Raw genomic sequence first — 26,145 nt, 5'->3', positions numbered from 1 at the left:
GTAATAAATAATGGGAGAGATTAAAAGCAAAGTTTTTTAAGCTTTGCAGAATTTTTAAACTTTCGAATTTGATTTTTTTCTATTATAAATTGGCAAATAGATTAATGACAGGCCTCCAAAGATAATAATCATAAGTGTTTGAGACCCCCACATGATCCAACCAAAAGCACGACTCGGGTCTTCTGGAATATTAAATAATAAAAAAGCAAGTACAATAGCTTCAGGATAAGAACCTATGCCGCCATTAGTTGCTGCAATACTAAAACTTGCTGCTATAAAACCAATTAATATTGCCGCAAAAGGAATATTTTGAGTTTGCTCAAAAGAAAAGGTCGTAACATAAAACATAAGCACATACATTCCCCAAATAAATAGTGTATGAAAAATAAATGCCCACTTCTTTTTCATTTTAAAAATACTAAATGCCCCTTCAATTAAGCCATTAATAAATGTTCTTATTTTTATCGCTATTTTGAAATCACTTTTCTTTATAAACCTAAAAAAGAATACCATTAGTATGATACCCGCAATAAAGGCAATAATGATTTTAGTTGGATCGAATTTTTCAATTAAAAACCCATATATAAAATCAAACTGAAGAAAAAGCGTAACGGCAATTATGCCCAACATAACAATCATATCTGCAATACGCTCTGCCACAATAGTTCCAAAACCTTTTTCAAAAGGCACATCTTCATAATTTGTAAGTATAGAAGCTCTGGCAACTTCGCCTGCTCTAGGTATGGTATAGTTTATTAAATAGGTAGCAAATACAGCCATAATACTATTGCCTAACCTAACACGATACCCCATTGGTTCAAGCTGAAAACGCCAACGATAAGCCCTTGACAAATGACTCAAGAGTCCTAAAAACATACCTAAAACAATCCATGTATAATCTGCCTTTTTGAAATATTCAACTAATTCGTCAATAGAAATTTGAGACAGTGAATACCAAACCAAAAAAACTCCCAATAATAATGGGAGTGTAATCTTAAGTATTCTTTTTATTTTTTGGTTCAAACCTTTATTTTAACAAGTTTGTTGCTTCATCTGGAAAAACTAATGAGGGCTTAAATACTTTTGCCTCTTCAATATCCATAAAGGCATAAGTAATTAAAATTAGCGTATCTCCTATCGAAACTTTCCTGGCGGCAGCACCGTTAAGTGTAATCTCGCCACTTTTACGTGGTCCAGGAATACAATACGTTTCTAAACGCTCACCATTATCATTATTAACAATTTGAACTTTTTCTCCTTGTATAATATTGGCGGCTTCCATTAAATCTTCGTCTATAGTGATACTTCCTATATAATTGAGTTCTGCACCTGTGCATTTTACTCTATGAATCTTAGATTTTACTACTTGAATTTGCATGAGGCAAAGATAATTAATTTAGTGCGATATTATCTATAAGTCTAATATCATCTGCATATACTGCTATAAACGCCCTATATGTTTTTTTGTTTGATTTTCGTTTAACTGGTTTTAACGTTTTTACATCTGCAATAATAAAATATTCTAATTCTAATAAATCATGTTTTGCAAACTGTTTTTCAACCCATTTCAATACATTATTAGCACTTTTTGTGCCAAAACGTTTTTTGGCAGTTGTTAAAGTTTTATAAATAAAAGGAGCCGCTTTTTTATACGCTGGTTTTAGTCGGGTATTACGCGAACTCATTGCTAAACCGCTAGTTTCCCGGTGTATTTTACACCCAACAACATGAATTGGAATATGAAGCTTCTCAACTAGTTTTTTTATAATTTGTAATTGTTGAAAATCTTTTTCTCCAAAATAGGCATTATGTGGTTTTACAATATCAAAAAAACGCTTCACAATAGTTCCAACTCCATCAAAATGTCCATCACGAAATCTACCCTCCATTTCAAATTCTAAGCCATCAAAATCAAAACTTTGGGAAACCGCTTTTCCTTCATAAATATCATCAACTGTAGGTGCATAAACTATGATTTTGTCTTTACTAACAGTTTTAAGCAAATTCATATCATTTTCAAGAGTTCTTGGGTAATTCTCCAAGTCTTCCTTATTATCAAATTGTGTAGGATTAATAAAAATACTAACGACCACTTTATCATTGTCATCTATGGCTTTTTTTACCAATTGTAAATGCCCTTCATGCAAAGCTCCCATGGTAGGAACCAATCCTAATGTTAGCCCTTTTGTTTTTAAAGCATCTATTGCTACCGTAATTTGCTGTTTTTCTGAATGAAATTCCACTTTTTAATAAAAATTTAACGGGTGCAAACTTAAGATTTTACAAGCAATTTGCATAAATTTTTGTACTTTTGCTTGTTTTTTATTTTGAATTTTCAAAAGCGAGACCATCAAAAAAACAAGCTTTACTAAATTTCTCTTTAAAAAAGACCTTTAATTGCTAGTCATACTTGACTTTAAAAAGTCAACAAAAATAAACATATGAAAGATAAGAGGATATTATATGTATCATCTGAAGTAGTTCCTTATTTACCAGAAACCGAAATTTCTTCCATGTCCTTTGAAGCACCTAGATTGGTGAATCAACAAGGTGGACAAATAAGAATATTTATGCCTCGATACGGCAACATAAACGAACGTAGACACCAATTACATGAAGTTATAAGATTGTCTGGGATAAATCTGGTAATAAACGATTTAGACATGCCTCTTATTATTAAAGTGGCATCTATTCCTAAAGAGCGTATACAGGTTTACTTTATTGATAATGATGAATACTTTAAAAGAAAAGCGACATTAACTGATGAAAGTGGTAAACTGTTTTCAGATAATGATGAACGCGCTATTTTCTTTGCTAAAGGTGTTATTGAAACCGTTAAGAAATTAAATTGGTCTCCAGATATCATTCATGTTCATGGTTGGTTGGCATCATTATTGCCTTTATATTTAAAAGAATACTATAAAGACGAGCCTTTATTTAATGAAAGCAAAATTGTTACTTCGGTTTATGACCAAAGTTTTAACAATACATTAAATAAAGACATGCTTAATAAGATTAAATTTGACAACATAAATGAAGATGTTGTAAGTGAACTTAAAGAACCTACATACAATAACTTAATGAAAGTTGCTATTGATTATTCTGATGCACTAATTGTAGGTTCAGAAAGTATTCCTGAAGAATTAAAATCCTATTTAGAAGCATCTAACAAACCTGTTTTAGAATACAAAAATAGAGATGAATTTGGTGAAGCTTACACAACATTTTTCAATAACAGCGTTTTAAGCTAACAACCTTATATTCATTACAATCATATATGAAAAATTCGATTAAAGCCTTTAAATTTTTTATACTTTTTCTATTAGTAACTTCATCTTTTATCGCATGTGATAAAGATTTTAACATTATAGAAAGTGATGTTTTAGGAAAAGAAAATTCAAACTTTGAAACAAAATCTCTGAGTATCCCTTTAATTGCATATAATAAAAAACTTGATTCTCTGAAAATTAATGATTTAGAAGCTAATTTACTTGGTTCTTTTAATGATCCAGCGTTTGGACAAACCACTGCTAGTATAGTGGCTCAAGTAACTCCGACGTCTCTAAGCCCTGATTTTGGTGAAAACCCTGTTATTGATTCCGTTATTTTAAGCATCCCTTATTTTAGTAGACCTATTGATTTTGATGATGAAGGTAACACGACATATACTATTCAGGATTCTTTATATGGAGATGCTACTAAAGCAATTAAATTAACGATATATCGCAATAATTATTTTTTAAGCAGTTTTAATCCAAATGATGCTGATAGTCCTCAAAATTATTTTTCAAACGCCAGCAATAGTAATACTACCAATAATTTTGCTCTTACTGAAAACAGCATTATAAATTTTGATGCCCATGTCGGTGCTATAATAAAGGATACTACATTTGTTCCTAGTGCTGCTGCAGTTATAACAACCGTTGGAGAAGGAGACGATGCGGTTACAACAAGAAGTGTTCCTGCTTTTAGAGCTCCTCTTGATAACGCTTTTTGGAAATCTGCCATTATAGATCTTGAAGGGCTATCTGAATTAAGTAATATTAATAATTTTTATGATTATTTTAGAGGGCTCTATTTTAAAGTTGAAGCTGCTAGTGGAGAAGGAAATATGATTTTATTAAATCTTGACTCTACTGCTGCCAACATTACTATACATTATTCAAAAGGAGAAGAAAATGCCAGAATCCAAGACGAGTACTCTCTTTATTTTGATGGCATCAGACTTAATACCTTTATAAATGATTATATATCATTAGAAGACGGAGACTCTGATTTAGGGGATGAAACACTCTATTTAAAAGGGACAGAAGGTTCAATGGCTGTTGTAGATTTATTTGGTAAAAACGATATTGCTCTGGAGGATTTTATAAATGAATTTAGACTTTCTGATGATGATGGCAACCATATAAAAGATGCCACTACAGGAAACTTTATATTAAAGAGACTCATTAACGAAGCACAATTAGTTATTTACGAAGATGAATTATTATCGACTTCTTCTGACGACGATTATCATGAAAATGATAGAATTTATGCTTACGACGTTAAAAACAATATACCTATTATTGATTACGGCATTGATCCTTTCGAGAATGACAATGACCCCTTGAATTCTAAAGTGATTCACTTAGGTAAACGTGATTCTGATCTAAAACAATATAAAATACGTATTACAGAACACTTAAATAATATTTTACTAAAAGATTCTACTAATACAAAAATAGGTTTAGTATTATCAACTAATGTTAATGTTACAAGTAATGCGCTAATATTAGAAAGTGAAGATGCTGTTACTGCTATACCACAAGCAGCAATATTTACACCTAGAGGAACTGTTTTACACGGAACAAATATATCTGATGAAAACGACGAAGAAAGAAAAAAAAGAAAAATGAAATTAGAAGTGTTTTATACAGAGCCCGAAAACAATTAATATATTCTTCTCTAAGATTTAAAATGAATTTCATCGTATAAATCACTGTCTTTGTGTAGTAAATAATTATTATTCGAAATTTATTTTCATATTTGCCAAAGCTAAAAATTAAACCAAACAAATTTTTTATTTATGTGTGGAATTGTAGGATATATAGGCCCCAGAGAAGCTTATCCAATTATAGTTGAAGGCCTTAAACGTTTAGAATATAGAGGTTACGATAGTGCTGGAATAGCATTATTTGATGGAAAAGATCTTAAAGTTTCTAAAACCAAAGGAAAAGTAGCAGATTTAGAAACACGTTCTGAAAAAGAAATCACTAAATATGGAAGTGTTGGTATCGGACATACACGATGGGCAACACATGGTGTTCCTAACGATGTGAATTCTCATCCTCATATTTCAAATTCTGGAGAATTAGTTATTATTCATAATGGAATTATTGAAAATTATGAATCCCTTAAAAAAGAATTAATCTCAAGAGGTTACACTTTCAAATCAGATACAGATACAGAAGTATTAATCAATTTGATTGAAGATGTAAAAAAACAAGAAAACGTAAAACTTGGTAAAGCTGTACAAATTGCATTAAATCAAGTAGTAGGCGCATATGCTATTGCTGTTTTCGATAAAAACAAACCAGAAGAAATTGTTATTGCACGCTTAGGAAGTCCATTAGCTATCGGTGTTGGTGAAGACGAATTTTTTATTGCTAGCGATGCCTCTCCTTTTTTAGAATATACTAAAAATGCCATTTATTTAGAAGATGAAGAAATGGCCATTATTAGATTTCATAAAGGCATAAAAATTAGAAAAATTAAAGACGATTCTTTAGTAGATCCTTACATTCAAAAACTTCAAATAAATTTAGAGCAAATAGAAAAAGGTGGTTTCGATCATTTTATGTTGAAAGAAATTCATGAACAACCTAAAGCGATTACCGATACTTATAGAGGTAGACTCCTTAGACATGAAGCTATTATAAAAATGGCAGGCATTGAAGATAACATGAAAAAGTTCTTAAATGCAGATCGTATTATAATTGTAGCCTGTGGTACTTCATGGCATGCTGGTTTAGTAGCAGAATATATATTTGAAGATTTAGCAAGAGTGCCAGTTGAAGTTGAATATGCTTCTGAGTTTAGATATCGTAACCCGATTATTACAGAAAAAGATGTCCTTATTGCTATTTCTCAATCTGGAGAAACTGCAGACACATTAGCAGCCATTAAATTAGCAAAGTCTAAAGGGGCATTTGTTTTTGGTGTTTGTAATGTAGTAGGCTCATCTATTGCCCGAGAAACTCACGCTGGAGCTTATACCCATGCTGGCCCAGAAATTGGTGTTGCTTCAACAAAAGCTTTTACAACTCAAATTACGGTTTTAACCTTAATAGCACTGCGATTAGCTAGAGCAAAAGGAACTATTAGCAGTTCAGATTTCCGTCATCACTTATTAGAATTAGAAATGATTCCTAAAAAAGTAGAAGAAGCTTTAAAATCTGATAAACATATACAAAAGATATCTGAAACCTATAAAGATACCAGTAATTTCTTGTACTTAGGAAGAGGTTACAACTTCCCTGTAGCACTTGAAGGCGCTTTAAAATTAAAAGAAATTTCCTATATACATGCCGAAGGATATCCTGCTGCCGAAATGAAGCACGGTCCTATTGCTTTAATTGATGAAAATATGCCTATTGTAGTTATTGCTACAAAAAAAGGGCACTACGAAAAAGTAGTTAGTAATATTCAAGAAATAAAATCTCGTAAAGGAAAAATTATTGGTATTGTTACCGAAGGCGATGTACAAGTCAAAGAACTGGCAGACCATGTTATTGAAGTCCCAGAAACACTCGAATCACTTTCTCCTTTATTAACTACCATTCCACTTCAATTATTATCTTATCATATAGCTGTGATGTTAGGTAAAAATGTAGATCAGCCAAGAAATCTGGCAAAATCTGTTACAGTAGAATAATCTTAACTTAATATTATCATTATACCTTTTGAAGGTATAATGATAATATTCAATAAATCTTCATTTTTTTTACATATTAATCATTTTTACACATGGTTTTTTGTTAAAAAATACTATGCGTGCATAATTTTTTTATATTTTTATACTAAAGTGACATTTAATATCTTTATATTGCTTATTCAAAATATAAACTAATTCTTACTAAATGAAGACAATCTTATCAATTTTACTGCTGTTGTTTTGTGGTTTTTCCTACTCTCAAACAACTATTTCTGGCTCTGTTGTTGACGATAATAGCCAGCCCATTCCTGGAGCTAATCTTATCGTTGTTGGATCATCAACAGGTACCGTAACAGATTTTGATGGTAATTTCTCTCTTACTATTGACCAAAACCCTCCGTTTAGCATTCAAGCGAGCAGTGTAGGCTTTGAAACCGTTACCAAAGAAGTAACGTCAAACAATCAAACCTTAAGTTTTATCCTTATTGAAGGAACATCATTAGATGAAGTTGTAATTTCTGCATCAAGAACGCCAGAACGCATATTTGAATCACCAGTTACCGTAGAGCGTTTTGGGTTAAAACAAATTAAAAACACAGCTTCCTCAGACTTTTACGATGGATTAGAAAACCTAAAAGGAGTTGATATTAATACGAATAGTTTAACCTTTAAATCTATTAATACCAGAGGGTTCGCAACATTTGCAAATACACGTTTTATGCAATTGGTAGACGGTATGGACAATGCGGCACCTGCACTTAACTTTCCTTTAGGAAATTTATTAGGAATGATAGAAACAGATGTACAAAGCGTAGAACTTTTACCTGGAGCTGCATCTGCTCTTTATGGGGCTAATGCATTTAATGGCGTACTATTCATGCGAAGCAAAAGTGCTTTTGATCATACTGGGATTAGTGCTTACTACAAACAAGGTATTACATCTCAAGAAGCCGCAGGAGATAATGATTATAAAGATTATGGTATTCGTGTTGCTCACAAATTCAGCGAAAAATTTGCAGCAAAAGTTAATTTCAGTTATTTACAAGGAACCGATTGGGTCGCTAACGATACAAGAGGGAAAGATCGAAATACTACTTTTGTAGAAAGTAATAGCACCAGAGAAAACGATATAGATTATGATGGTGTAAACGTATATGGTGATATTGCTACAATTAATATCAAAACTGTTGCAGATAGGTTAGCAGAACTAGGACGGTTACCTAACCCTGCTTTAGCTAATTTAGTACCATCTGTAAATGTAAGTAGAACAGGATACGACGAAGCAGATTTAACAGATTATGATGCTAAAAGTATAAAAACAGATTGGGGCTTATATTTTAGACCGTGGGAAAACGATTTTGAAATTCAATATGTAGGTAAAATAGGTTCTGGATCTACTGTATATCAAGGTTCCAATAGATATTCTATAAAGAATTTCTTTTTACAACAACATAAGTTAGAAATAAAAAACGATAACTTTTTCTTAAGAGGTTATGTTACGGCAGACAACGCAGGGGACTCTTACGATATGGTATTTACAGGTGTAAATATAAACAGACAATGGAAAGCAGACGATGTTTGGTTTGGCGAATATACTGGTGCTTTTATAGAAGGCACATTGGCTGGATTAAATGCTAACGAAGCACATGCTAATGCAAGACAAATAGCAGATACAGGAAGATATGAACCTGGGACCCCCGAATTTCAAAATGCTTTCAATACAGTAATAAACGATCCAGATGTATTAACTGGCAGTAAATTTAGAGATGAATCTAAAATCTACCATTCCGATGCTAATTATAACTTCAGTCACCTAACCGATTTTGCCGAAATTCAAGTTGGTGGGTCATACAGAAAATACGTTTTAAATTCATTTGGTTCAATCTATACAGATAAATTAGAAGAAATTCCATATTCCGAAGTTGGTCTCTATACACAAATTCAAAAGAAATTCTTAGAAGATGAACGTTTAAAACTAACAGCGTCTATACGTTACGACAAATCGGAACTCTTCGATGCCTTTTTCTCTCCAAGATTATCGGTTGGTTATAACTTAGGCGATGACAATAACCATAATTTAAGAGCCTCTTTTCAAACAGGTTTTAGAAATCCCGATACGCAAGCTTTATACATTGGTTTTAATGTAGGGAGTATCATCCTGTTAGGTAGTGCACCAGACAACCCTCAAAGAGACTTAAGAACTGTTAGCGGAGACAATATTTCAACCATTGGACAAAGTATTATTGGTACTAGCTTTGATTATGATGGTACTGGAGCCTATAATAACTCATTTACAAGAACATCGGTAGCAGCATTTGCTGCTTCGCAAAATCCCGCAGATTTAACAATAGCAAACCCTGGCATAGTAAAACCAGAACAAGTGAGTTCTTTTGAAGTTGGTTACCGTGGAAAACTAGATAAGGTTATTATTGATTTTAGTGCTTATTTAAATCAATATCAAGATTTTATTACGACAATAGATGTTGTTAATCCATATTATGGAGATGTGGAATTCACTCAGACAACTCCTGTAAATGGAACACAAACACCTTTATCTATAATTGCTTTAGCTAATAGCGATTTTCAAGCATATAGAGCTTACACAAATACGACAGCAGACGTTAATTCTTATGGAGCAGCTTTAGCTGTAACTACTAAAATATTTAACAACTATGATTTAGGTATGAATTACACCTATGCTAAATTAGATTTTGATCGTGATGCTAATCCAGACTTCCAAACAAATTTTAATACACCAGAACACAAAGTAAAAGCCTCCTTTGGTAATACTGATTTATTTAAAAACTTTGGATTCAACGTTGCTTGGAGGTGGAGTGATAATTATGTTTGGGAAGCCTCTTTTGCTACAGCAGAAGTTCCTGCTTACCATGTTGTAGATGCACAAATAAATTTACGTGTACCATCTTTAAAATCTACATTTAAAGCGGGTGCCTCTAATCTTTTAGGTGATGAATATTTTACAGCTGTAGGTACTGGCTTTATAGGTTCGCAGTTTTACCTTTCATGGATTATTAATAACTTATAAAAAAGATCATTATGAATATTAAATATATATACCTTTTTGTCCTTATTCTAGGATTTTTTGCTTGCGATGAAGATGATAACATTTTACCAGAGGAAGTCATTTTACCAGAATTAACAGCAGGTTCCGCAGATTTTTCAAACTATGTAGCCTTAGGTGCTTCATTCACATCAGGTTTTACAGATGGTGGTTTATTTATAGCGTCACAAGAAAATTCATTCCCAAATATTTTATCAAAAGAATTTTCAAAAGTTGGAGGTGGTGCTTTTACACAACCTTTAATGAGTGATAATACAGGAGGTATTCTAGTAGCTGGCAGTGTAGTAAGTGGTTACAGATTAACATTTAATAGTGACATTCCTGGACCACAATCGCTAGATGCCTTTTTAACAGAGCTAGGAGCTCCTGTTCCTTCCATTACAACTGAAGCTGGTATAAGTATTGGTAGCGATTTTAATAATTTTGGTATTCCTGGTGCTAAAAGCTGGCATTTAATAACACCAGGCTATGCAAGTTTAAATCCATATTACGCTCGTATTGCATCTGCTCCAACGGCTACAGTTTTAGCTGATGCCATAGCACAGAATCCAACATTTTTCACTCTATCTGAGGTTGGAGGTAATGATGTACTAGGATATGCAACATCTGGAGGAGATGGTTCTAATCCAATTACAGATAGTGCTACTTTTAATGATGCACTTGATGCGCTTATTACTGGATTAACTTCAGGCGGTGCTAAAGGAGTCGTAACTAATGTTCCTTATATTACAGATTTACCACATTTTACAACAGTGCCTCATAACCCTATTCCTTTAGACGCAGCAACAGCAGAATTTTTAAACAGTGCTGCTGCATATGGTGCTTATAATGCTGGTATCCAAGGAGCATTTGCTTTTCTAGTTGCAAACACACCTTTAACTCAAGAATTAGCGGATATTGAAATTGCAAAAAGAACAATAACCTTTGAAGCTTCAGAAAATAATGCTGTTGTAATTCTGGATGAAAGCTTAACAGACTTAACAGGATTAAACGAAGATTTAGTAAGCATGAGACAAGCGACTGCTGAAGATTTATTTGTGCTACCTTCATCGGCATTCATAGGAACAGAGGGAGCTCTCGGAGTTAATGGTGTTGCTGTTCCATTGGCAGACAAATGGGTATTAACTCCAGAAGAACAAGAAGAAATTAAAGAAGCAACAGATTCTTATAATACAGCGATAGCAGCTATAGCAAACACCAATGATGCTATTGCACTCGTAGATCTCAATGCTATTCTTAGTGAAGCTGCTAGCACAGGTATCGATTTTGATGGTTTTAATCTCAATGCAGATCTAGTTACTGGAGGTGCTATAGGTTTAGATGGTATACATTTAACAGCCAGAGGTTATGCACTTATGGCAAACAAATTTTTAGAAGCTATTGACGCTGCTTTTGGGTCAAACTTTATTGAATCGGGGAATATTGCCAAGGCAAATGATTACCTAACAAATTACTCGCCTACATTACAATAATTTTAAAATAAAATATCGTTACATAACACCTTCTGGCAGAAGGTGTTTTTTTATTGTAAAAAAGCTCCTAAAACAACTTTTATTTTAAATTAAAAAATATATCTTTGCACGCGAAAACTAAAACTGTTTTCACACAATTAAATCGCATAATATTAAACATATAAGTAATGTCTAAAGTTACAGGTAAAGTTGCACAAATAGTAGGTCCAGTTATCGATGTTGAATTCGGTGCTGGTTCAGAACTACCAAAAATCTACGATTCATTAGAAATTAAAAGACCTGATGGTTCTTTATTAGTACTAGAAGTACAATCTCACATTGGTGAAGATACGGTTCGTACGATTGCTATGGATTCGTCTGATGGTTTGAGTAGAGGTACTGAGGTTACTGCTACTGGTGCTCCTATACAAATGCCGATTGGTGATGATGTTTACGGACGTTTGTTTAATGTAATTGGAGATGCTATTGATGGTCTTGGAGATTTACCTAAAGCAAATGATGCTGGGTTACCAATTCACCGTCAAGCTCCTAAATTTGAAGATTTATCAACTTCTACTGAAGTTTTATTTACAGGTATTAAAGTAATCGATTTAATTGAACCTTATGCAAAAGGTGGTAAAATTGGTTTATTTGGTGGTGCTGGTGTAGGTAAAACAGTATTGATTCAGGAGTTGATCAACAATATTGCAAAAGGACACGGTGGACTTTCAGTATTTGCTGGAGTTGGAGAAAGAACTCGTGAAGGGAATGACCTTTTAAGAGAAATGTTAGAATCTGGAATTATTCGTTACGGTGATGATTTTATGCACTCTATGGAAGCAGGCGGATGGGATTTATCTAAAGTTGATAAATCTAAAATGAAAGAATCTAAAGCAACTTTCGTATTCGGACAAATGAATGAGCCTCCTGGAGCACGTGCTCGTGTGGCATTATCAGGTTTAACTATTGCTGAGTATTTCCGTGATGGTGCTGGTGAAGGACAAGGAAAAGATGTATTATTTTTCGTAGATAACATTTTCCGTTTTACACAAGCTGGATCTGAGGTATCTGCATTACTTGGTCGTATGCCTTCTGCGGTAGGTTACCAACCAACATTAGCAACAGAAATGGGTGCGATGCAAGAACGTATCACATCAACTAAAAGAGGTTCTATTACATCTGTACAAGCAGTTTACGTACCTGCAGATGATTTAACAGATCCTGCTCCTGCAACAACCTTTGCTCACTTAGATGCAACAACCGTATTATCTCGTAAAATTGCTGAGTTAGGTATCTATCCTGCGGTAGATCCATTAGATTCTACATCTAGAATCTTAACTGCTGATATTTTAGGAAATGAACATTACGCGTGTGCACAGAGAGTAAAAGAGCTATTACAACGTTATAAAGAATTACAAGATATTATTGCTATTCTTGGTATGGAAGAATTATCTGAAGAAGATAAATTGGCTGTAGGTAGAGCTAGACGTGTACAACGTTTCCTATCACAACCTTTCCACGTAGCAGAACAATTTACAGGTATCCCAGGTGTTTTAGTTGATATTAAAGAAACTATTAAAGGGTTTAACATGATTATGGATGGTGAATTAGATCACTTACCAGAAGCTGCATTTAACCTTAAAGGAACCATTGAAGAAGCTATAGAAGCTGGAGATAAAATGTTAGCTGAAGCGTAAAATAGTTGGCAGTAAACAGTATTCAGTCTTCAGTGACTGCAAACTGCAAACTGCGACTGCAAACTGAAAACTATGTATTTAGAAATTGTATCACCTGAAGCAACCTTATTTAGTGGAGAAGTAACTAGTGTTGCCGTTCCTGGAGTTAATGGAGATTTCGAAATGTTAAATAATCACGCACCTATTATATCTCTATTAAAAGAAGGTGTTGTGAAAATCTCAGGAAATATTGAATTAGATGAAACTGTTCAAGACAAATTCACTAAAGGAGATAAAGGCATCACTTTATTATCAATAAGTTCTGGAACTATAGAAATGAAAGACAATAAAATTATTGTTTTAGCAGACTAAATTTCTTTTTATAAAATATATTTAAAACGCGAAGCATATGCTTTGCGTTTTTTTATACCATTTATTTCTTGTTTGAAATTACTGCAAAACAAATAGCCTGCCCTCATTTTTTTATACAAAACATAAAATCTTGACTAAGCTTACGGTTTATTTCTATTGAAACAGAAAGCAAAAAGAGCATTTTATTAAGGTTATTTCAAAAGAGAAAAGGTGTTAGAGCCATTTCCAAATAATCAACTCCCAATCTTCACCAGCCTCAGTATGGGCATCTAAAAGATTAAACCCTACGGCTCGATGCGCTTCAGAAGAGCGAGTATTCTTAGAGTTAACTTCTGTAATTACAGCATCAAAATCCGACTCTAGTTCATCCTTAAAGAAATAGTACAGCTTTTTAAAAATCCCTTGCCTACGATACTCTTTATCTATACAGATCTGTCCCATAATTAAATAATGAAGGTTCGATAAGTTTTTAGATGCAATAATACGATCCATATAATCGAACATTGGTATGAGTGCAGGCACATCATTTCTAAACGCATTAAGCATGCATAAGGCATAGCCAATAACGTTTCCCTTATGTGTAACTATAACATGCGGACAGGCATCATTCATGCGCTTTAAAACATCAAAACTGTGTTTTACAGAAACAAATCCTTCGGTTTTAAGAGTTTCATTAGATAATGATGGTTTAGCATTAACATCCTGTAGATTTAAGATTTGCTGTAACTCTTCTTTTGTTTCAGCACGTTTATAAACAAATTGATTCATTACATTACAAACTACACTTTTTTAATCACATTAGTTACAATACCCCAAATAACAAAATCATTATCGTTAGTAATTTTAATTATTGGGTAGTTAGGATTTTCTGGTTGTAACCACACCTCATCCTTATCTACTTTTAAGCGTTTTACTGTAAACTCTCCATCTAAAAAGCAGACTGCTATTTTATTATTTGCAGGTTCTAAGCTTCTATCTATAACTAATAAATCATTATCATCTAATCCAGCACCAATCATAGATTGCCCACTTACTCTAGCAAAAAAAGTAGCCTCCTTGTTTTTAATGAGTTCTCTATCTAAAGACAAACGTTGTTCCTTAAAATCTTCAGCAGGCGAAGGAAATCCTGCAGAAATTCCTGTATCAAAAAAAGGAGCTCCTGAGTTATTTGTTACTTTTGGAGTAAAGAACGTTAAACCCTGTGATTTGTGTAGTATCATGTTACTTTAATAATATCATTAATATTAGTTGTATATCTTGGAGACAACCGCTCTTGCCGCATTTTCCAAGTACGCTTCAAATCTTGATTTCCTAGCTTTACTTTATAAGTCTCATATTTCGCATTTAGCTTATCTATAGCACCCATTAACGGTTTATGTTTTGGGTTCTCGCTTTCAAATAAATGCAATTGATGATTGCTTGTTGGTACCAGCCCCGCTACAATAACACCCGCACGCTTATACTTTATATCTTTTTTAAAAATATGCGTTACGGCATTAACGGCCTCTCCACCAATTATCAAACTAGAATCTGTTGGAAAAGGTAAGCTTATTATTTTACTTGCTCTATGCTGTTCTAAGCTTTTTTTATGTCTATCACTACTCAGAACCACATAGATGATATGACAACTTGAGCCTTGTTTGCGTAATTTTTCGGCGCAACTTGTTGCAAAGGTCGAAATTCGTTCTTTAATATTATCAATATCAGAAAAGGTATACTCAAAGCTTCTCGTAGTGGCTATCGCCTTTTTTGTTTGAATGTCATCTAACTTTAATTTAGAAATACCTTCCAAATCTTTTTTTAATTTCCATTCGGTAATCGAAAAATTTTTACGAACCCATTCATCTGAAAGTTCTACAAAATCGAAAGCTGTTTTACAACCTTTTGTATGCAATCGTTTTTGCAATCGGCGACCAATACCCCAAACAGCTTCTAATTTTACCCATTTTAAAGCTTTAATTCTTTTTTCGTCAGAATCAATTACATAAACACCTTTGGTTTCGTTTGGAAACTTACGGGCAATTTTATTAGCAACTTTGCTCAAAGCTTTTGTTGGAGCAATCCCTACACAAGTAGGAATCCCAGTCCATTTTAAAATACGTTGTCTAATTTGGCATCCATAATCTTTAAAATCGTAATCTTCAAAGCCTTTAAATTCTACAAACGCCTCATCAATACTATACACCTCCACATCTGGGGTAAACTGCTCTAATATAGTCATCACTCGACTACTCATATCACCATATAACGGATAATTAGAAGAAAATACTTGAATATTATTCGCTTTACAAAACGCTTCCCATTTAAAAATAGGAGCACCCATAGGAAGGTTTAATGCTTTTGCTTCATCACTACGCGATATAACACAACCATCATTATTACTTAAAATAGCAATGGGTTTGTTACGTAAATTAGGATTAAAAGCACGTTCACAAGACGCATAAAAGTTGTTACAATCTACTAAGGCATACATAATAGTAAATATACAGATTTCTCTCTTTATGAAAAGTCTTGGATCAATAAAAAAGCATCTAAAGAAACAGGTAAAATGGCATATTTAGACTAATCAATTGTATTAAAACAATTTCCCGCTCTTTATGATAGAATTACCAATACGTTTATAAGCAACTTTAGTACCACTAGCACAAAAATGATAAACGCCTTTTGACTTTTGTTCTGAAAATGACAACAATAAAACATCATCAACATTACAATTATAATCTTTAGCTACTTTCTTTTTTATATGCCCAATAGTTGCGCGTCCCTTTTTTAGTTGTGACTGAATTTTATTGTTTAATTTAGGCTCAACAAAATCTTCTGCCAAATGGCATTTCGTATTTTCTTTTGACTTAGAAATATTAGTAACAGGAATGTTTTCAACAGATCCTTCAGCATCGATATACTCCCAAGTAAAATCAGCTTTTAGTAGAACACGTCTTCCGTCTTCCGTTTTTACAATATGATTATTTTGTGCAAGACCAATAAAAGAAATCGTAAATAACAAAAAAAAGAAGGCTGTTTTCATAAATATATTAATAATAGAATTAACACTTCAAAAATACATTTTTTAATACGAACCTAATCTTCAACATACTCTAAAATATCACTCGGTTGACAATCCATAGCTTTACAAATAGCTTCTAAAGTTGAAAAACGAACCGCTTTAGCTTTTCCTGATTTTAAAATAGAAAGATTTGCTGTGGTTATACCAATAATATCTGCTAAGTCTTTACTTTTCATTTTGCGCTTAGCAAGCATAACATCAAGGGTTACAATTATTGGCATACGTTAAATTGTTAGGTCGTTTTCTTCTTGTATATACTTACCCTTTTTCAAAACATCTAAGTATAAGTATATTAAAAAAGCTATTACTAAATGAGCAAATACAATAAAATAATCATCCACAAGACGAAAAGCCGCTCCTCTTATTAAAAAAGAAATAATAAATATTATGATATAAATAAGAGGAATTACATTTAATATTAAGAAAAGTTGTAATCGTTTTAAAGATTTTGTTTCAAACATCTTTTTTTTAACAAATACCTTTAGAAATTCTTTAAATGAATAGAAATAAACAGCATAATATGACATTGCAGACCACATAATAAGAATAGAATAATTAAATGGCACACCTATATTCAACCCTAGTAAAGGAACCTTAATTTTTGAATGGTTTTCAAAAACCTCCACAAATGGAATTTGTATATCAAATTTATATTCAAAATAAGAGAGTATTGAAAACACCATTATAAAAATATATAAGATTGAAAATATATAAAAGAGTAGTTTCGATGAAATATAAGCTAATTGTTTCATGATTTATTATTGTTTAACGATAACAAATATATTAAAATTATTGATAAACAATAATATTTTATCAAAAAAAGATATTTCAAAAACCTAACAGGTCTTTGTATCTTTGCCTCATGTTTCCTAAAAAATTACATAAAAAACTAGAAGAACGTAAAGCTAACAATGCCTTACGGCAATTAGGAACACAATGTAATTTAGTTGATTTTTCGTCCAACGATTATTTAGGCTTTTCAAAATCTAAAACTATTTTTAATAGTACTCACGAGTTTTTAATTGGACATAACATAACCCATAACGGCGCAACAGGCTCTCGCTTACTTTCGGGAAACCACTCCCTTTTCAATATAATTGAAACATTATTATCCAATTTTCATAACAGTGAATCTGCGTTAATTTTTAATTCTGGCTACGATGCTAATGTGGGATTCTTTTCATCCATTCCACAACGAGGGGATATTATTTTATATGATGAGTATATTCACGCATCCATTCGGGATGGCATAAAACTTTCTAACGCAAAAGCTTATAAGTTTAAGCATAATAATTTAGAGGATTTGGGAAGTCACCTCGAGCGAGGCCTAGAACACTCACCAGAAACAAACATTTACATTGTTACAGAATCTGTTTTCTCAATGGATGGGGATTCGCCAGATTTAAAAGGCATCGTACAATTATGTAAAAAACACCATACCTTTTTAATTATAGACGAGGCGCATGCGGTTGGTGTTTTTGGAGAACGCGGAGCTGGCTTAGTGCAACATTTAAAATTAGAAAAGAACATTTTTGCCCGAATCATTACTTTTGGAAAGGCAATCGGAACACATGGTGCTGTTATTATAGGAAGTGAATCTCTTAAACAATATTTAGTAAATTTTTCTCGAAGTTTTATTTACACAACCGCTTTACCTCCCCATACTTTATCTAATATTCACTCGGCTTATCATGAATTAATTATAACCAAGAATAGAGAACAACTTCATAAAAATATGGCTCATTTTAAAAATGAGATTATTAAAAACGGACTCCAAAACTATTTTATAGAAAGTCATTCTGCGATACATTCCTGTATCATTTCAGGGAATGACACTGTGAAACGAATTGCCCAAAAGTTTCAAGAGCTAGGTTTTAATATAAAGCCCATATTATCCCCAACAGTCCCAAAAGAACAAGAACGATTACGCTTCTGCTTACATGCTTTCAATTCCGAAGGCGACATATCAGACGTATTAAAACTACTCGCTACCTTTGTACACATATGAGCGATACATTTAAAACGATAGCTAGATTCCAATATTCATCTGAAGCACAGATTATTAAAGGCCGACTAGAAGCTGAAGGCATTCAAGTCTTCTTATCAGATCATCTAACTATAGATACAGATCCTCTGGTAAGTAATGCCATTGGTGGTGTAAAACTAAAAGTATTATCCCGCCAGGCATTAAAGGCGCAACATATCCTTAGCTCTATTGAAAAATATTCCATTGATGATGTAGGTAACACCATCAATTGTCCTAATTGTAAAAGTGAAAAAGTAGCATTATTTTCTACAATAAAAGATGCTAAATCATTATTCTGGTTTATTTTTGGTTTTATATTTTCTTCTCTTCCTTTTTATACAAAACACAAGTATAAATGTGAAGATTGTAAAACAGAATTCGATTTAAAATGAAGACATTTTTCATTACAGGAACATCCACAGATGTTGGTAAAACCATTGCCTCAGCTATAGTAACTGAAGCCCTGCAAGCAGACTATTGGAAGCCGATTCAAGCAGGCGAACTAGCGCATAGCGATACACACACCGTTAAAAATCTTATTAGCAATACCAAGTCAAAAATTCATCCAAATAGTTATGCCTTAGAAACACCTATGAGCCCTCATGCCGCAGCAGATATTGATGGTGTTTCAATTGACATTAAACAAATTAGCGAACCCAAAACGAAAAACCATTTAATTATTGAAGGCGCTGGTGGTTTATTAGTGCCTTTAAATGATACTCAAACTGTTTTAGACCTTATTAAACTCAATTATAAAGTAATTGTCGTTTCCAGACATTATTTAGGAAGCATTAATCACACCCTGCTAACGGTAAATACATTAAAAGAAAAAGGATTTGATGTGGCTCTTATTTTTAGTGGAAATGAACATAAAACGACTGAGGATATTATTAAAAAAATGACAAAAGTTTCCGTTATCGGACGTATTAATGAAGAACCTTATTTTGATAAAAATGTTGTAAAAGAATATGCTGAATTATTTAAAGATAGATTGTAACTGTCATTCCTGCGAAGGCAGGAATCCACAAGCTATCTAAAATCACAAAAATAGATTCCTGCCTTCGCAGGAATGACAAAAGACCATGACCTTAAAAGACCGCGACAAAAAACACCTCTGGCACCCATTAACACAACATAAATTGCATCCAGAAGCCATTGCAATAACGAAAGCAAAAGGATGTATTTTATATGATGAAGATGGCAACGAATATATTGATGCTATTGCTTCTTGGTACACCTGTATGTATGGGCATTGTAACGAATATATAACCAGTCGTGTCGCAACCCAAATGCAGCAATTAGATCAAATTGTTTTTAGTGGTTTTACTCACGAACCAGCCATAAAACTATCGGAAGCATTGATTAAAATTCTACCCGATAATCAGAATAAAATTTTCTTTAGCGATAATGGTTCTACATCTGTTGAAATTGGTATAAAAATGGCGTTGCAATTTCATTTTAATAAAGATGAAAAACGGAACACACTTATTGCTTTTGAAGATGGATTTCATGGAGATACCTTTGGGGCCATGAGTGTCTCTGGACTGTCCGTTTACAATGGTCCGTTTGAAGATTTCTTTTTAGAAGTAAAACGGATTCCAACTCCAAATGGAAAAAACAATGACGTTATTTTAAACACTTTAAATACCATCATAAAAACCAATAAAGTAGCTGGGTTTATATACGAACCTTTAGTGCAAGGTGCAGCAGCCATGAAAATGTATAATTCAGACGGACTAAATGCTATTTTAAAGTTTTGTAAAGATCATCATATTGTAACTGTTGCCGACGAAGTTATGACTGGCTTTGGAAAAACAGGAACATATTTTGCATCAGATCATATAGATACAAAACCAGATATTATATGTTTAAGTAAAGCTTTAACTGGCGGCCTGTTACCTATGGCACTTACAACATGTTCTGAAGAAATTTACGAGGCATTCTATAGCGACAATATTAGTAAAGGATTGTTCCATGGACATACATATTCGGCAAACCCATTAGCTTGTACAGCAGCTTTAGCCAGCATAGAGTTATTACAGTCTGAAACCATGCAACAAAATATAAAAACAATTATTGCTTCTCATAAAGCATTTAACGAACATATAAAAAATCATCCGAAAGTAAAATCCACACGACAAACCGGGGTGATTTTTGCTCTGGATCTAAACATCGAAATGAAACGCTATGGTAATTTACGAGACACCCTTTTTAAATTCTTTTTAGGCAGTGGCGTTTTTCTTCGTCCTTTAGGAAATACCATTTACATTCAGGCACCTTATGTAATAACTAAAAAGCAATTAGAAAAAGTTTATAAAACTATCGAAGAAGCATTGTCAATAGTTTAAATTTGTAATCAAAATAAAGTTTTTGCAAAAATTAATCTCAATAACCGCTATTTCATCTATTTCTCCACTAGGAAAATCTTTAGATGATGTCTGGAAAAGCTACCAAAACAATCGGCATTGTATTACAGAAAAATCATTTGGCAGTGGAAACACTTTAGTTGCTGAGATTCCTAAAAATGCTAAGGAAGCCATTAAATTATTACGTGAATCAGATCCTAAATACAAATCTTTAGACCCTACCGTTTTATTTACAATATATGCGTCCAGGCAAGCTATAAAACAAGCTAATTGGAACGGTTCAGATAATTTCGGAATTAATATTGGGTCGTCTCGAGGCGCCACACAACTTTTTGAAACCTACCATAAAGATTTTCTTGAGAAAAATAAAGCAAAAACATTAAGCTCACCAACAACAACATTAGGTAACATTTCATCTTGGGTAGCTCACGATTTACAAACTCAAGGCCCAGAAATTAGCCATTCTATAACTTGTTCAACCGCATTACATGCTATGCTTAATGGCATTGCATGGATTAATTCTGGTATGTGCGATAAATTTTTAGTTGGAGGTAGCGAAGCGCCTCTAACACCATTTACCATAGCGCAAATGCAAGCCCTCAAAATATATTCGAAAGCCAAATTAAATGATGACAGTCATTCTGAGAAAGCCAGTACTGAGCGCAGTCGAAGTATCAAAGCATCTTTTCCTTGTCTTGCTTTAGATCTTAACAAAAAGCAAAACACGATGGTTTTAGGTGAAGGCGCATCTGTAACTTGTTTAGAAGCAGGCGAAAAAGATCATGCTTTGGCTATTATAAAAGGCGCTGGTTATGCTACCGAAATTTTAAAGCATAACATTTCTATTTCAAGCGATGCACAATGCTTTCAAAAATCGATGCAAATGGCATTAGGAAACCTAAACCCTAATGATGTTGACGTTATTGTTATGCACGCACCAGGAACCATAAAAGGTGATTTAAGCGAATATAAAGCCATTGAAAAAATATTCTGTAACAAAACACCTGCTTTAACTACTAATAAGTGGAAGATAGGACACACCTTTGGAGCATCCGGAGCTTTAAGTATTGAATTTGCTGTTTTAATGTTACAGCATCAAGAATTTATTGGTGTGCCTTATATAGAAAACAAAAATACTCCTAAAAAAATAAGAAATATTCTTGTAAATGCCGTCGGTTTTGGGGGAAATGCTGTTTCTATTTTACTTTCAAAAAAAAAGTGTAAGATGACTTAAAATAATCTTACATTTAATCATTAATTTTTAATTCTCTAACTATGCTAGAATGGTTTTCAAACTTAGAATTATTTCCAAAAATATATTGGTTAATTGCCATCATTGGGTCACTAATTTTCACGATCGTAATGATATTATCTTTTACAGGTAGTGATGCTGATGGAATAGAAGATATAGATTCTGAAACTAGTGGCGATACAGGCATTGGGTTTCAATTTATCACCTTTAAAAACTTAGTTGGATTTTTTACCATTTTTGGATGGAGCGGCATTGCATGTATAGATGCTGGATTACCTATACCTGTAACGATTATCATTTCTATATTCTGTGGATTAGTAATGATGACTATTATGGCCTCCATGTTCTATTTCATGGGGAAATTAGCAGATAGTGGTACTTTAAACTATAAAAATGCGATTGATGCCATTGGTGAAGTATACCTTACCATTGGTGCCGATCGATCTAGAATGGGAAAAGTAAGCGTTAGAGTTCAAGGCACTATGCGCGAACTTGATGCCCTCACAGATTCGTTAGTAGAATTAAAATCTGGAACCATAATAAAAGTCGTCGACGTTACCACAAATGGAATCTTAATCGTCGACCAAACAAGAAAACCAATAGAACCTTTAAAACAACACACTTATGAAATTACTGATCATTCAGGAAGGGCTTAACCTAGGATTTCCTATGACCCTTATTTTTGGAGTATTATTTATATTCCTTTTTTTAATAGTATTAATTAAACGTTATAAACGCTGTCCTTCGGATAGGATTCTAGTCGTTTACGGAAAAGTCGGCGGCGGACAATCTGCCAAATGTATTCATGGTGGTGCAGCTTTTATCCTACCAGTTATCCAAGATTACGAGTTTCTGGAACTAACACCTATTTCGATTGAAGTAAACTTAATAAATGCCCTTTCTAAACAGAATATTCGTGTTAATGTTCCTTCTAGATTTACCATTGGAGTTTCTACCGAACCTGGGATTATGCAGAATGCTGCTGAAAGACTTTTGGGTTTAGGACAAAATGAAATTCAAGAATTAGCTCAAGAAATCATTTTTGGACAACTTCGTTTAGTTGTTGCATCTATGGACATTGAAGAAATAAACTCAGATAGAGATAAATTTTTAACTAACATCTCTCAAAGTGTTGAATCTGAACTTAAAAAGGTAGGTCTTAAATTAATCAATGTAAATATTACAGACATTGTTGATGAATCCGGATATATTGAAGCTTTAGGTAAAGAAGCTGCGGCTCATGCCATTAATGCAGCTCGTAAATCGGTAGCAGAAAAAACGAGAGATGGATCTATTGGTGAAGCCAATGCTGTACAAGATGAAAGAACTCAAGTTGCTGCTGCAAATGCCCAGGCTGTTGAAGGTGAGAATACGGCAAAAATTGCGGTTGCAAATTCAGATTCATTACGTCGTCAGCGTGAAGCCGAAGCAGAACGTGTCGCTATAGCTTCCGAAAAAGTACAATCTGCAAAAGCACTTGAAGAATCTTATGCTGCTGAAAAAGAAGCGGAAACTGCTAGAGCAGAACGAGAGCGCTCTTCTCAAATGGCAGACGTTATTGTACCCGCAGAAATTGATAAAAAGAAAGTAGAAATTGATGCAGAGGCTGAAGCTGAACAGATAAGAAGACGTGCTAAAGGAGAAGCTGATGGGATTTTATTTAAAGCACAAGCCGAAGCTCAAGGTTTATATGAAGTATTAACCAAACAGGCTGCTGGTTTAGACCAAATTGTAAAAGCTGCTGGTAATAATTCTAAAGATGCGGTATTATTATTAATCGCAGATAAATTACCAGAATTAGTTAAAACACAAGCCGAAGCCATTAAAAATATTAAAATTGATAAAATAACTGTTTGGGAAAATGGAGGAAGTGGTAAAGATGGGAAATCGTCTACCGCAAATTTCCTATCTGGTATGTATAAATCTGTGCCACCTTTACAAGATATGTTTAATATGGCTGGTATGGAACTACCCGAATATTTAAAAGGAAAAAATGTAGAAAATAGTAACGTTACAGATAAAACTATTGAAGGTACAAAAGATGCTGAATAATAATCTTTAATAACACCATTATTAAAACCTGTTAATAGAAACTATTAGCAGGTTTTTTATTTTGCCTTAGTTTTTAATTCTTCCTCCAAATTCTTTATATGCTTATTTTTCAATGCCCCACGTTACGTATAGTCATTTCAAAAAAATTCAGAACGCTATTGTTTCAAATTATGATCCGTTCTTTTTGAGTAATACAGAATTATTAATTTTATAAAAAAATAGCCCTCAGAATTAGACATATTAATTAGAAAATATTGAAAGTATATCCTATTTAATTAGTATTTTTGATATTGAAAATCAACTTGATTTATGAGTGAGATAAGACACAACTGGACCAAAGAAGAAATTATAGAGATCTACAACAAACCTTTAATGGAATTGCTTTACGAAGCAGCAACCATTCACCGTTTGCATCATGACCCAAATGTTGTACAAGTATCAACTTTGTTGTCTATAAAAACAGGGGGGTGCTCAGAAGATTGCGGCTATTGCCCGCAAGCAGCTCGTTACCATACAGATATTGAAGGGAATGACTTAATGTCTGTACAGCAGGTAAAAGCACAAGCTTTACGTGCTAAATCTACAGGAAGCTCCCGTGTATGTATGGGTGCCGCATGGCGTAATGTAAAAGATGGTGAAGAGTTTGATGAAGTTTTAGAAATGGTACGTACCATTAACAAACTAGACATGGAAGTATGCTGTACGCTTGGAATGATTACTAAAAATCAAGCGCAACGTTTAGCAGAAGCTGGTTTATATGCCTACAATCATAATTTAGATTCATCTGAAGAATATTATAAAGAAGTTATATCAACACGCGGATATCAAGATAGATTAGATACCATTGATAATGTACGCAAAACCAGTATTACAGTTTGTAGTGGTGGTATAATTGGTATGGGAGAAAACGTAGAAGATCGTGCTGGTATGCTAGTAGCACTGTCAACACTAAATCCGCAACCAGAATCTACGCCAATAAATGCCTTAGTCGCGGTTGAAGGCACTCCTTTAGAAGACGAGAAACCAGTTGAAATCTGGGACATGATTCGTATGGTTGCTACCACACGTATTGTTATGCCAGAAACACAAGTACGCTTAAGTGCAGGTAGAACCCAAATGTCTCAAGAAGGACAAGCTATGTGCTTCTTTGCTGGCGCTAATTCTATTTTTGCTGGAGACAAGTTATTAACGACTCCTAATCCTGATGTAAATGAAGACATGAAAATGTTTGAATTACTAGGTATGAACCCACAAAAACCGTTTACTAAAAAGGAACAACCTCAAACTGTGGAAGCAAATAACTCTCAATATGAAGCATTAGGTGAAAAACCAAAATGGACACGACCAGAACATACTATTGAGCGTAATGAAGCTGCTAAAACAAAAGCTAAAACTTTAAAATAATTTTACTTTTTTAAATAAACCACTCCTATTTGGACTGGAAATCCGTGCGTACGCTTTGGCAGACTGAAAGTCGGCTTCGTGATATACCCAACATAAAATAATAATCCTGGTAACACTGAATTCTTGTGAATTTGTGTCAAAAATTTTTAGAAGCTGAAAGCTAAATACTCTAAAAGCACATAGCTTTAACTACATGTTCATTTGAGACCATCTTACCCCTTACGGGCTATGTCATTAAGGAAATTTATGTCTGTTCGAGATCTGTATTAAAAATTTTAACTAGCGGATGAAATGACGTAATTGAGGTGTCACTCAGAAGGCTATCGAAAACAAAATATATTTTGTTTGAAGATATAATCGAAGCTTACGACTGAAGAATCTTTAGAGATTAATGATAAAGATTCTTCGCTGTGCTCTGGATGACAAACAACTAAAAATTAATTATTTATAAAAACCATCAATGGTAGCGCAGTCGAGAACTCAC

24 protein-coding genes are annotated in these 26,145 nt (G+C 33.4%); 15 read left to right on the top strand and 9 right to left on the bottom strand.

Going from position 1 to position 26,145, the window contains the following annotated elements:
- Positions 1–54 precede the first annotated feature (54 nt).
- The 3 genes from Q4Q40_RS01055 to panC are packed head-to-tail and all read right to left on the bottom strand — an operon-like array spanning position 55 to position 2,243.
- On the bottom strand, positions 55–1,023 hold the full coding sequence (locus tag Q4Q40_RS01055; RefSeq protein ID WP_303299818.1) for a lysylphosphatidylglycerol synthase transmembrane domain-containing protein: 969 nt from the start codon (positions 1,021–1,023) through the stop codon (positions 55–57).
- 4 nt (positions 1,024–1,027) lie between these two features.
- The gene (gene panD, locus Q4Q40_RS01050; RefSeq protein ID WP_303299817.1) at positions 1,028–1,378 is read right to left on the bottom strand and encodes an aspartate 1-decarboxylase; all 351 of its coding nucleotides are present in this window, start codon (positions 1,376–1,378) and stop codon (positions 1,028–1,030) included.
- Between the two features lie 13 nt (positions 1,379–1,391).
- The gene (panC, locus tag Q4Q40_RS01045) at positions 1,392–2,243 is read right to left on the bottom strand and encodes a pantoate--beta-alanine ligase (protein WP_303299816.1); all 852 of its coding nucleotides are present in this window, start codon (positions 2,241–2,243) and stop codon (positions 1,392–1,394) included.
- Positions 2,244–2,441: 198 nt separating this feature from the next.
- Here panC and Q4Q40_RS01040 point away from each other — a divergent pair, with 198 nt between their 5' ends.
- The 7 genes from Q4Q40_RS01040 (at position 2,442) to Q4Q40_RS01010 (ending at position 13,497) form a co-directional block, all read left to right on the top strand.
- Positions 2,442–3,251 (top strand): glycogen/starch synthase, encoded by an 810-nt coding sequence (locus tag Q4Q40_RS01040; protein ID WP_303299815.1) that lies wholly within the window; start codon positions 2,442–2,444, stop codon positions 3,249–3,251.
- A gap of 26 nt (positions 3,252–3,277) precedes the next feature.
- Complete coding sequence (gene bamH, locus Q4Q40_RS01035; RefSeq protein WP_303299814.1) at positions 3,278–4,936, top strand: BamH family beta-barrel-assembly machinery protein; 1,659 nt, start codon at positions 3,278–3,280, stop codon at positions 4,934–4,936.
- Positions 4,937–5,068: 132 nt separating this feature from the next.
- Complete coding sequence (gene glmS, locus Q4Q40_RS01030) at positions 5,069–6,916, top strand: glutamine--fructose-6-phosphate transaminase (isomerizing) (RefSeq protein WP_303299813.1); 1,848 nt, start codon at positions 5,069–5,071, stop codon at positions 6,914–6,916.
- Positions 6,917–7,121: 205 nt separating this feature from the next.
- Complete coding sequence (locus Q4Q40_RS01025) at positions 7,122–9,962, top strand: TonB-dependent receptor (RefSeq protein ID WP_303299812.1); 2,841 nt, start codon at positions 7,122–7,124, stop codon at positions 9,960–9,962.
- Between the two features lie 11 nt (positions 9,963–9,973).
- Complete coding sequence (locus tag Q4Q40_RS01020) at positions 9,974–11,470, top strand: SGNH/GDSL hydrolase family protein (RefSeq protein ID WP_303299811.1); 1,497 nt, start codon at positions 9,974–9,976, stop codon at positions 11,468–11,470.
- Between the two features lie 167 nt (positions 11,471–11,637).
- Positions 11,638–13,146, top strand: a complete 1,509-nt coding sequence (gene atpD / locus Q4Q40_RS01015; RefSeq protein WP_303299810.1) for a F0F1 ATP synthase subunit beta — start codon at positions 11,638–11,640, stop codon at positions 13,144–13,146.
- Between the two features lie 72 nt (positions 13,147–13,218).
- The gene (locus tag Q4Q40_RS01010) at positions 13,219–13,497 is read left to right on the top strand and encodes a F0F1 ATP synthase subunit delta/epsilon (protein WP_303299809.1); all 279 of its coding nucleotides are present in this window, start codon (positions 13,219–13,221) and stop codon (positions 13,495–13,497) included.
- Positions 13,498–13,710: 213 nt separating this feature from the next.
- Here the strand turns inward: Q4Q40_RS01010 and Q4Q40_RS01005 are convergent, their stop codons facing one another.
- The 6 genes from Q4Q40_RS01005 to Q4Q40_RS00980 all read right to left on the bottom strand — a co-directional run bounded on the left by Q4Q40_RS01005 (position 13,711) and on the right by Q4Q40_RS00980 (position 17,313).
- Positions 13,711–14,265: a GNAT family N-acetyltransferase gene (locus Q4Q40_RS01005; protein ID WP_303299808.1), complete on the bottom strand. Its 555-nt coding sequence runs from the start codon at positions 14,263–14,265 to the stop codon at positions 13,711–13,713.
- Between the two features lie 11 nt (positions 14,266–14,276).
- A complete protein-coding gene (locus tag Q4Q40_RS01000; RefSeq protein WP_303299807.1) occupies positions 14,277–14,717 on the bottom strand; it encodes a LexA family protein in 441 nt (146 codons plus the stop codon).
- Positions 14,714–15,970 (bottom strand): Y-family DNA polymerase, encoded by a 1,257-nt coding sequence (locus Q4Q40_RS00995; protein ID WP_303299806.1) that lies wholly within the window; start codon positions 15,968–15,970, stop codon positions 14,714–14,716. Before Q4Q40_RS00995 ends, Q4Q40_RS01000 begins: the two co-directional genes overlap by 4 nt.
- A gap of 102 nt (positions 15,971–16,072) precedes the next feature.
- Positions 16,073–16,522 carry a DUF3157 family protein gene (locus tag Q4Q40_RS00990; RefSeq protein ID WP_303299805.1) on the bottom strand — a complete coding sequence of 150 codons (450 nt, stop codon included), beginning with the start codon at positions 16,520–16,522 and terminating at the stop codon, positions 16,073–16,075.
- Between the two features lie 53 nt (positions 16,523–16,575).
- Positions 16,576–16,782 (bottom strand): helix-turn-helix domain-containing protein, encoded by a 207-nt coding sequence (locus Q4Q40_RS00985; protein ID WP_303299804.1) that lies wholly within the window; start codon positions 16,780–16,782, stop codon positions 16,576–16,578.
- Positions 16,783–16,785: 3 nt separating this feature from the next.
- Positions 16,786–17,313, bottom strand: a complete 528-nt coding sequence (locus Q4Q40_RS00980) for a DUF2975 domain-containing protein (protein WP_303299803.1) — start codon at positions 17,311–17,313, stop codon at positions 16,786–16,788.
- A 110-nt stretch (positions 17,314–17,423) separates the two neighbouring features.
- Here Q4Q40_RS00980 and Q4Q40_RS00975 point away from each other — a divergent pair, with 110 nt between their 5' ends.
- The 8 genes from Q4Q40_RS00975 (at position 17,424) to bioB (ending at position 25,661) form a co-directional block, all read left to right on the top strand.
- Complete coding sequence (locus tag Q4Q40_RS00975) at positions 17,424–18,569, top strand: aminotransferase class I/II-fold pyridoxal phosphate-dependent enzyme (RefSeq protein WP_303299802.1); 1,146 nt, start codon at positions 17,424–17,426, stop codon at positions 18,567–18,569.
- Complete coding sequence (locus tag Q4Q40_RS00970; protein WP_303299801.1) at positions 18,566–18,979, top strand: putative signal transducing protein; 414 nt, start codon at positions 18,566–18,568, stop codon at positions 18,977–18,979. The genes Q4Q40_RS00975 and Q4Q40_RS00970 overlap by 4 nt, the downstream gene beginning before the upstream one ends.
- On the top strand, positions 18,976–19,584 hold the full coding sequence (gene bioD, locus Q4Q40_RS00965) for a dethiobiotin synthase (RefSeq protein WP_303299800.1): 609 nt from the start codon (positions 18,976–18,978) through the stop codon (positions 19,582–19,584). The genes Q4Q40_RS00970 and bioD overlap by 4 nt, the downstream gene beginning before the upstream one ends.
- Positions 19,585–19,669: 85 nt before the next feature.
- Complete coding sequence (gene bioA / locus Q4Q40_RS00960) at positions 19,670–20,935, top strand: adenosylmethionine--8-amino-7-oxononanoate transaminase (protein ID WP_303299799.1); 1,266 nt, start codon at positions 19,670–19,672, stop codon at positions 20,933–20,935.
- Positions 20,936–20,957: 22 nt separating this feature from the next.
- Positions 20,958–22,187, top strand: coding sequence for a beta-ketoacyl synthase N-terminal-like domain-containing protein (locus Q4Q40_RS00955; RefSeq protein ID WP_303299798.1), 1,230 nt, complete (start codon positions 20,958–20,960; stop codon positions 22,185–22,187).
- A gap of 41 nt (positions 22,188–22,228) precedes the next feature.
- Positions 22,229–22,861, top strand: coding sequence for a hypothetical protein (locus Q4Q40_RS00950; RefSeq protein WP_303299797.1), 633 nt, complete (start codon positions 22,229–22,231; stop codon positions 22,859–22,861).
- A complete protein-coding gene (locus tag Q4Q40_RS00945) occupies positions 22,830–24,257 on the top strand; it encodes a flotillin family protein (RefSeq protein ID WP_303299796.1) in 1,428 nt (475 codons plus the stop codon). The genes Q4Q40_RS00950 and Q4Q40_RS00945 overlap by 32 nt, the downstream gene beginning before the upstream one ends.
- Before the next feature lie 309 nt (positions 24,258–24,566).
- Positions 24,567–25,661 carry a biotin synthase BioB gene (bioB, locus tag Q4Q40_RS00940; RefSeq protein WP_303299795.1) on the top strand — a complete coding sequence of 365 codons (1,095 nt, stop codon included), beginning with the start codon at positions 24,567–24,569 and terminating at the stop codon, positions 25,659–25,661.
- Positions 25,662–26,145: the final 484 nt, after the last annotated feature.

The sequence above is a fragment of the Flavivirga jejuensis genome (genome assembly GCF_030540765.1).
GTDB lineage: Bacteria > Bacteroidota > Bacteroidia > Flavobacteriales > Flavobacteriaceae > Flavivirga > Flavivirga jejuensis.
Note: the sequence above shows the minus strand (reverse complement) of the source record. Positions and strands in the feature narration are given on the sequence as shown.

Excerpts from the sequence above, each read along its gene's own strand:
- panD (WP_303299817.1), bottom strand. The coding sequence starts at position 1,378 with ATGCAAATTCAAGTAGTAAAATCTAAGATTCATAGAGTAAAATGCACA.
- Q4Q40_RS00970 (WP_303299801.1), top strand. The coding sequence starts at position 18,566 with ATGAGCGATACATTTAAAACGATAGCTAGATTCCAATATTCATCTGAA.
- Q4Q40_RS01025 (WP_303299812.1), top strand. The coding sequence starts at position 7,122 with ATGAAGACAATCTTATCAATTTTACTGCTGTTGTTTTGTGGTTTTTCC.
- glmS (WP_303299813.1), top strand. The coding sequence starts at position 5,069 with ATGTGTGGAATTGTAGGATATATAGGCCCCAGAGAAGCTTATCCAATT.
- Q4Q40_RS00985 (WP_303299804.1), bottom strand. The coding sequence starts at position 16,782 with ATGCCAATAATTGTAACCCTTGATGTTATGCTTGCTAAGCGCAAAATG.
- Q4Q40_RS00950 (WP_303299797.1), top strand. The coding sequence starts at position 22,229 with ATGCTAGAATGGTTTTCAAACTTAGAATTATTTCCAAAAATATATTGG.
- atpD (WP_303299810.1), top strand. The coding sequence starts at position 11,638 with ATGTCTAAAGTTACAGGTAAAGTTGCACAAATAGTAGGTCCAGTTATC.
- Q4Q40_RS00995 (WP_303299806.1), bottom strand. The coding sequence starts at position 15,970 with ATGTATGCCTTAGTAGATTGTAACAACTTTTATGCGTCTTGTGAACGT.
- Q4Q40_RS01020 (WP_303299811.1), top strand. The coding sequence starts at position 9,974 with ATGAATATTAAATATATATACCTTTTTGTCCTTATTCTAGGATTTTTT.
- Q4Q40_RS00945 (WP_303299796.1), top strand. The coding sequence starts at position 22,830 with ATGAAATTACTGATCATTCAGGAAGGGCTTAACCTAGGATTTCCTATG.
- bioD (WP_303299800.1), top strand. The coding sequence starts at position 18,976 with ATGAAGACATTTTTCATTACAGGAACATCCACAGATGTTGGTAAAACC.
- Q4Q40_RS00990 (WP_303299805.1), bottom strand. The coding sequence starts at position 16,522 with ATGAAAACAGCCTTCTTTTTTTTGTTATTTACGATTTCTTTTATTGGT.
- Q4Q40_RS00980 (WP_303299803.1), bottom strand. The coding sequence starts at position 17,313 with ATGAAACAATTAGCTTATATTTCATCGAAACTACTCTTTTATATATTT.
- Q4Q40_RS01040 (WP_303299815.1), top strand. The coding sequence starts at position 2,442 with ATGAAAGATAAGAGGATATTATATGTATCATCTGAAGTAGTTCCTTAT.
- Q4Q40_RS01010 (WP_303299809.1), top strand. The coding sequence starts at position 13,219 with ATGTATTTAGAAATTGTATCACCTGAAGCAACCTTATTTAGTGGAGAA.
- bamH (WP_303299814.1), top strand. The coding sequence starts at position 3,278 with ATGAAAAATTCGATTAAAGCCTTTAAATTTTTTATACTTTTTCTATTA.
- Q4Q40_RS01000 (WP_303299807.1), bottom strand. The coding sequence starts at position 14,717 with ATGATACTACACAAATCACAGGGTTTAACGTTCTTTACTCCAAAAGTA.
- Q4Q40_RS00975 (WP_303299802.1), top strand. The coding sequence starts at position 17,424 with ATGTTTCCTAAAAAATTACATAAAAAACTAGAAGAACGTAAAGCTAAC.
- bioB (WP_303299795.1), top strand. The coding sequence starts at position 24,567 with ATGAGTGAGATAAGACACAACTGGACCAAAGAAGAAATTATAGAGATC.
- bioA (WP_303299799.1), top strand. The coding sequence starts at position 19,670 with ATGACCTTAAAAGACCGCGACAAAAAACACCTCTGGCACCCATTAACA.
- Q4Q40_RS01005 (WP_303299808.1), bottom strand. The coding sequence starts at position 14,265 with ATGAATCAATTTGTTTATAAACGTGCTGAAACAAAAGAAGAGTTACAG.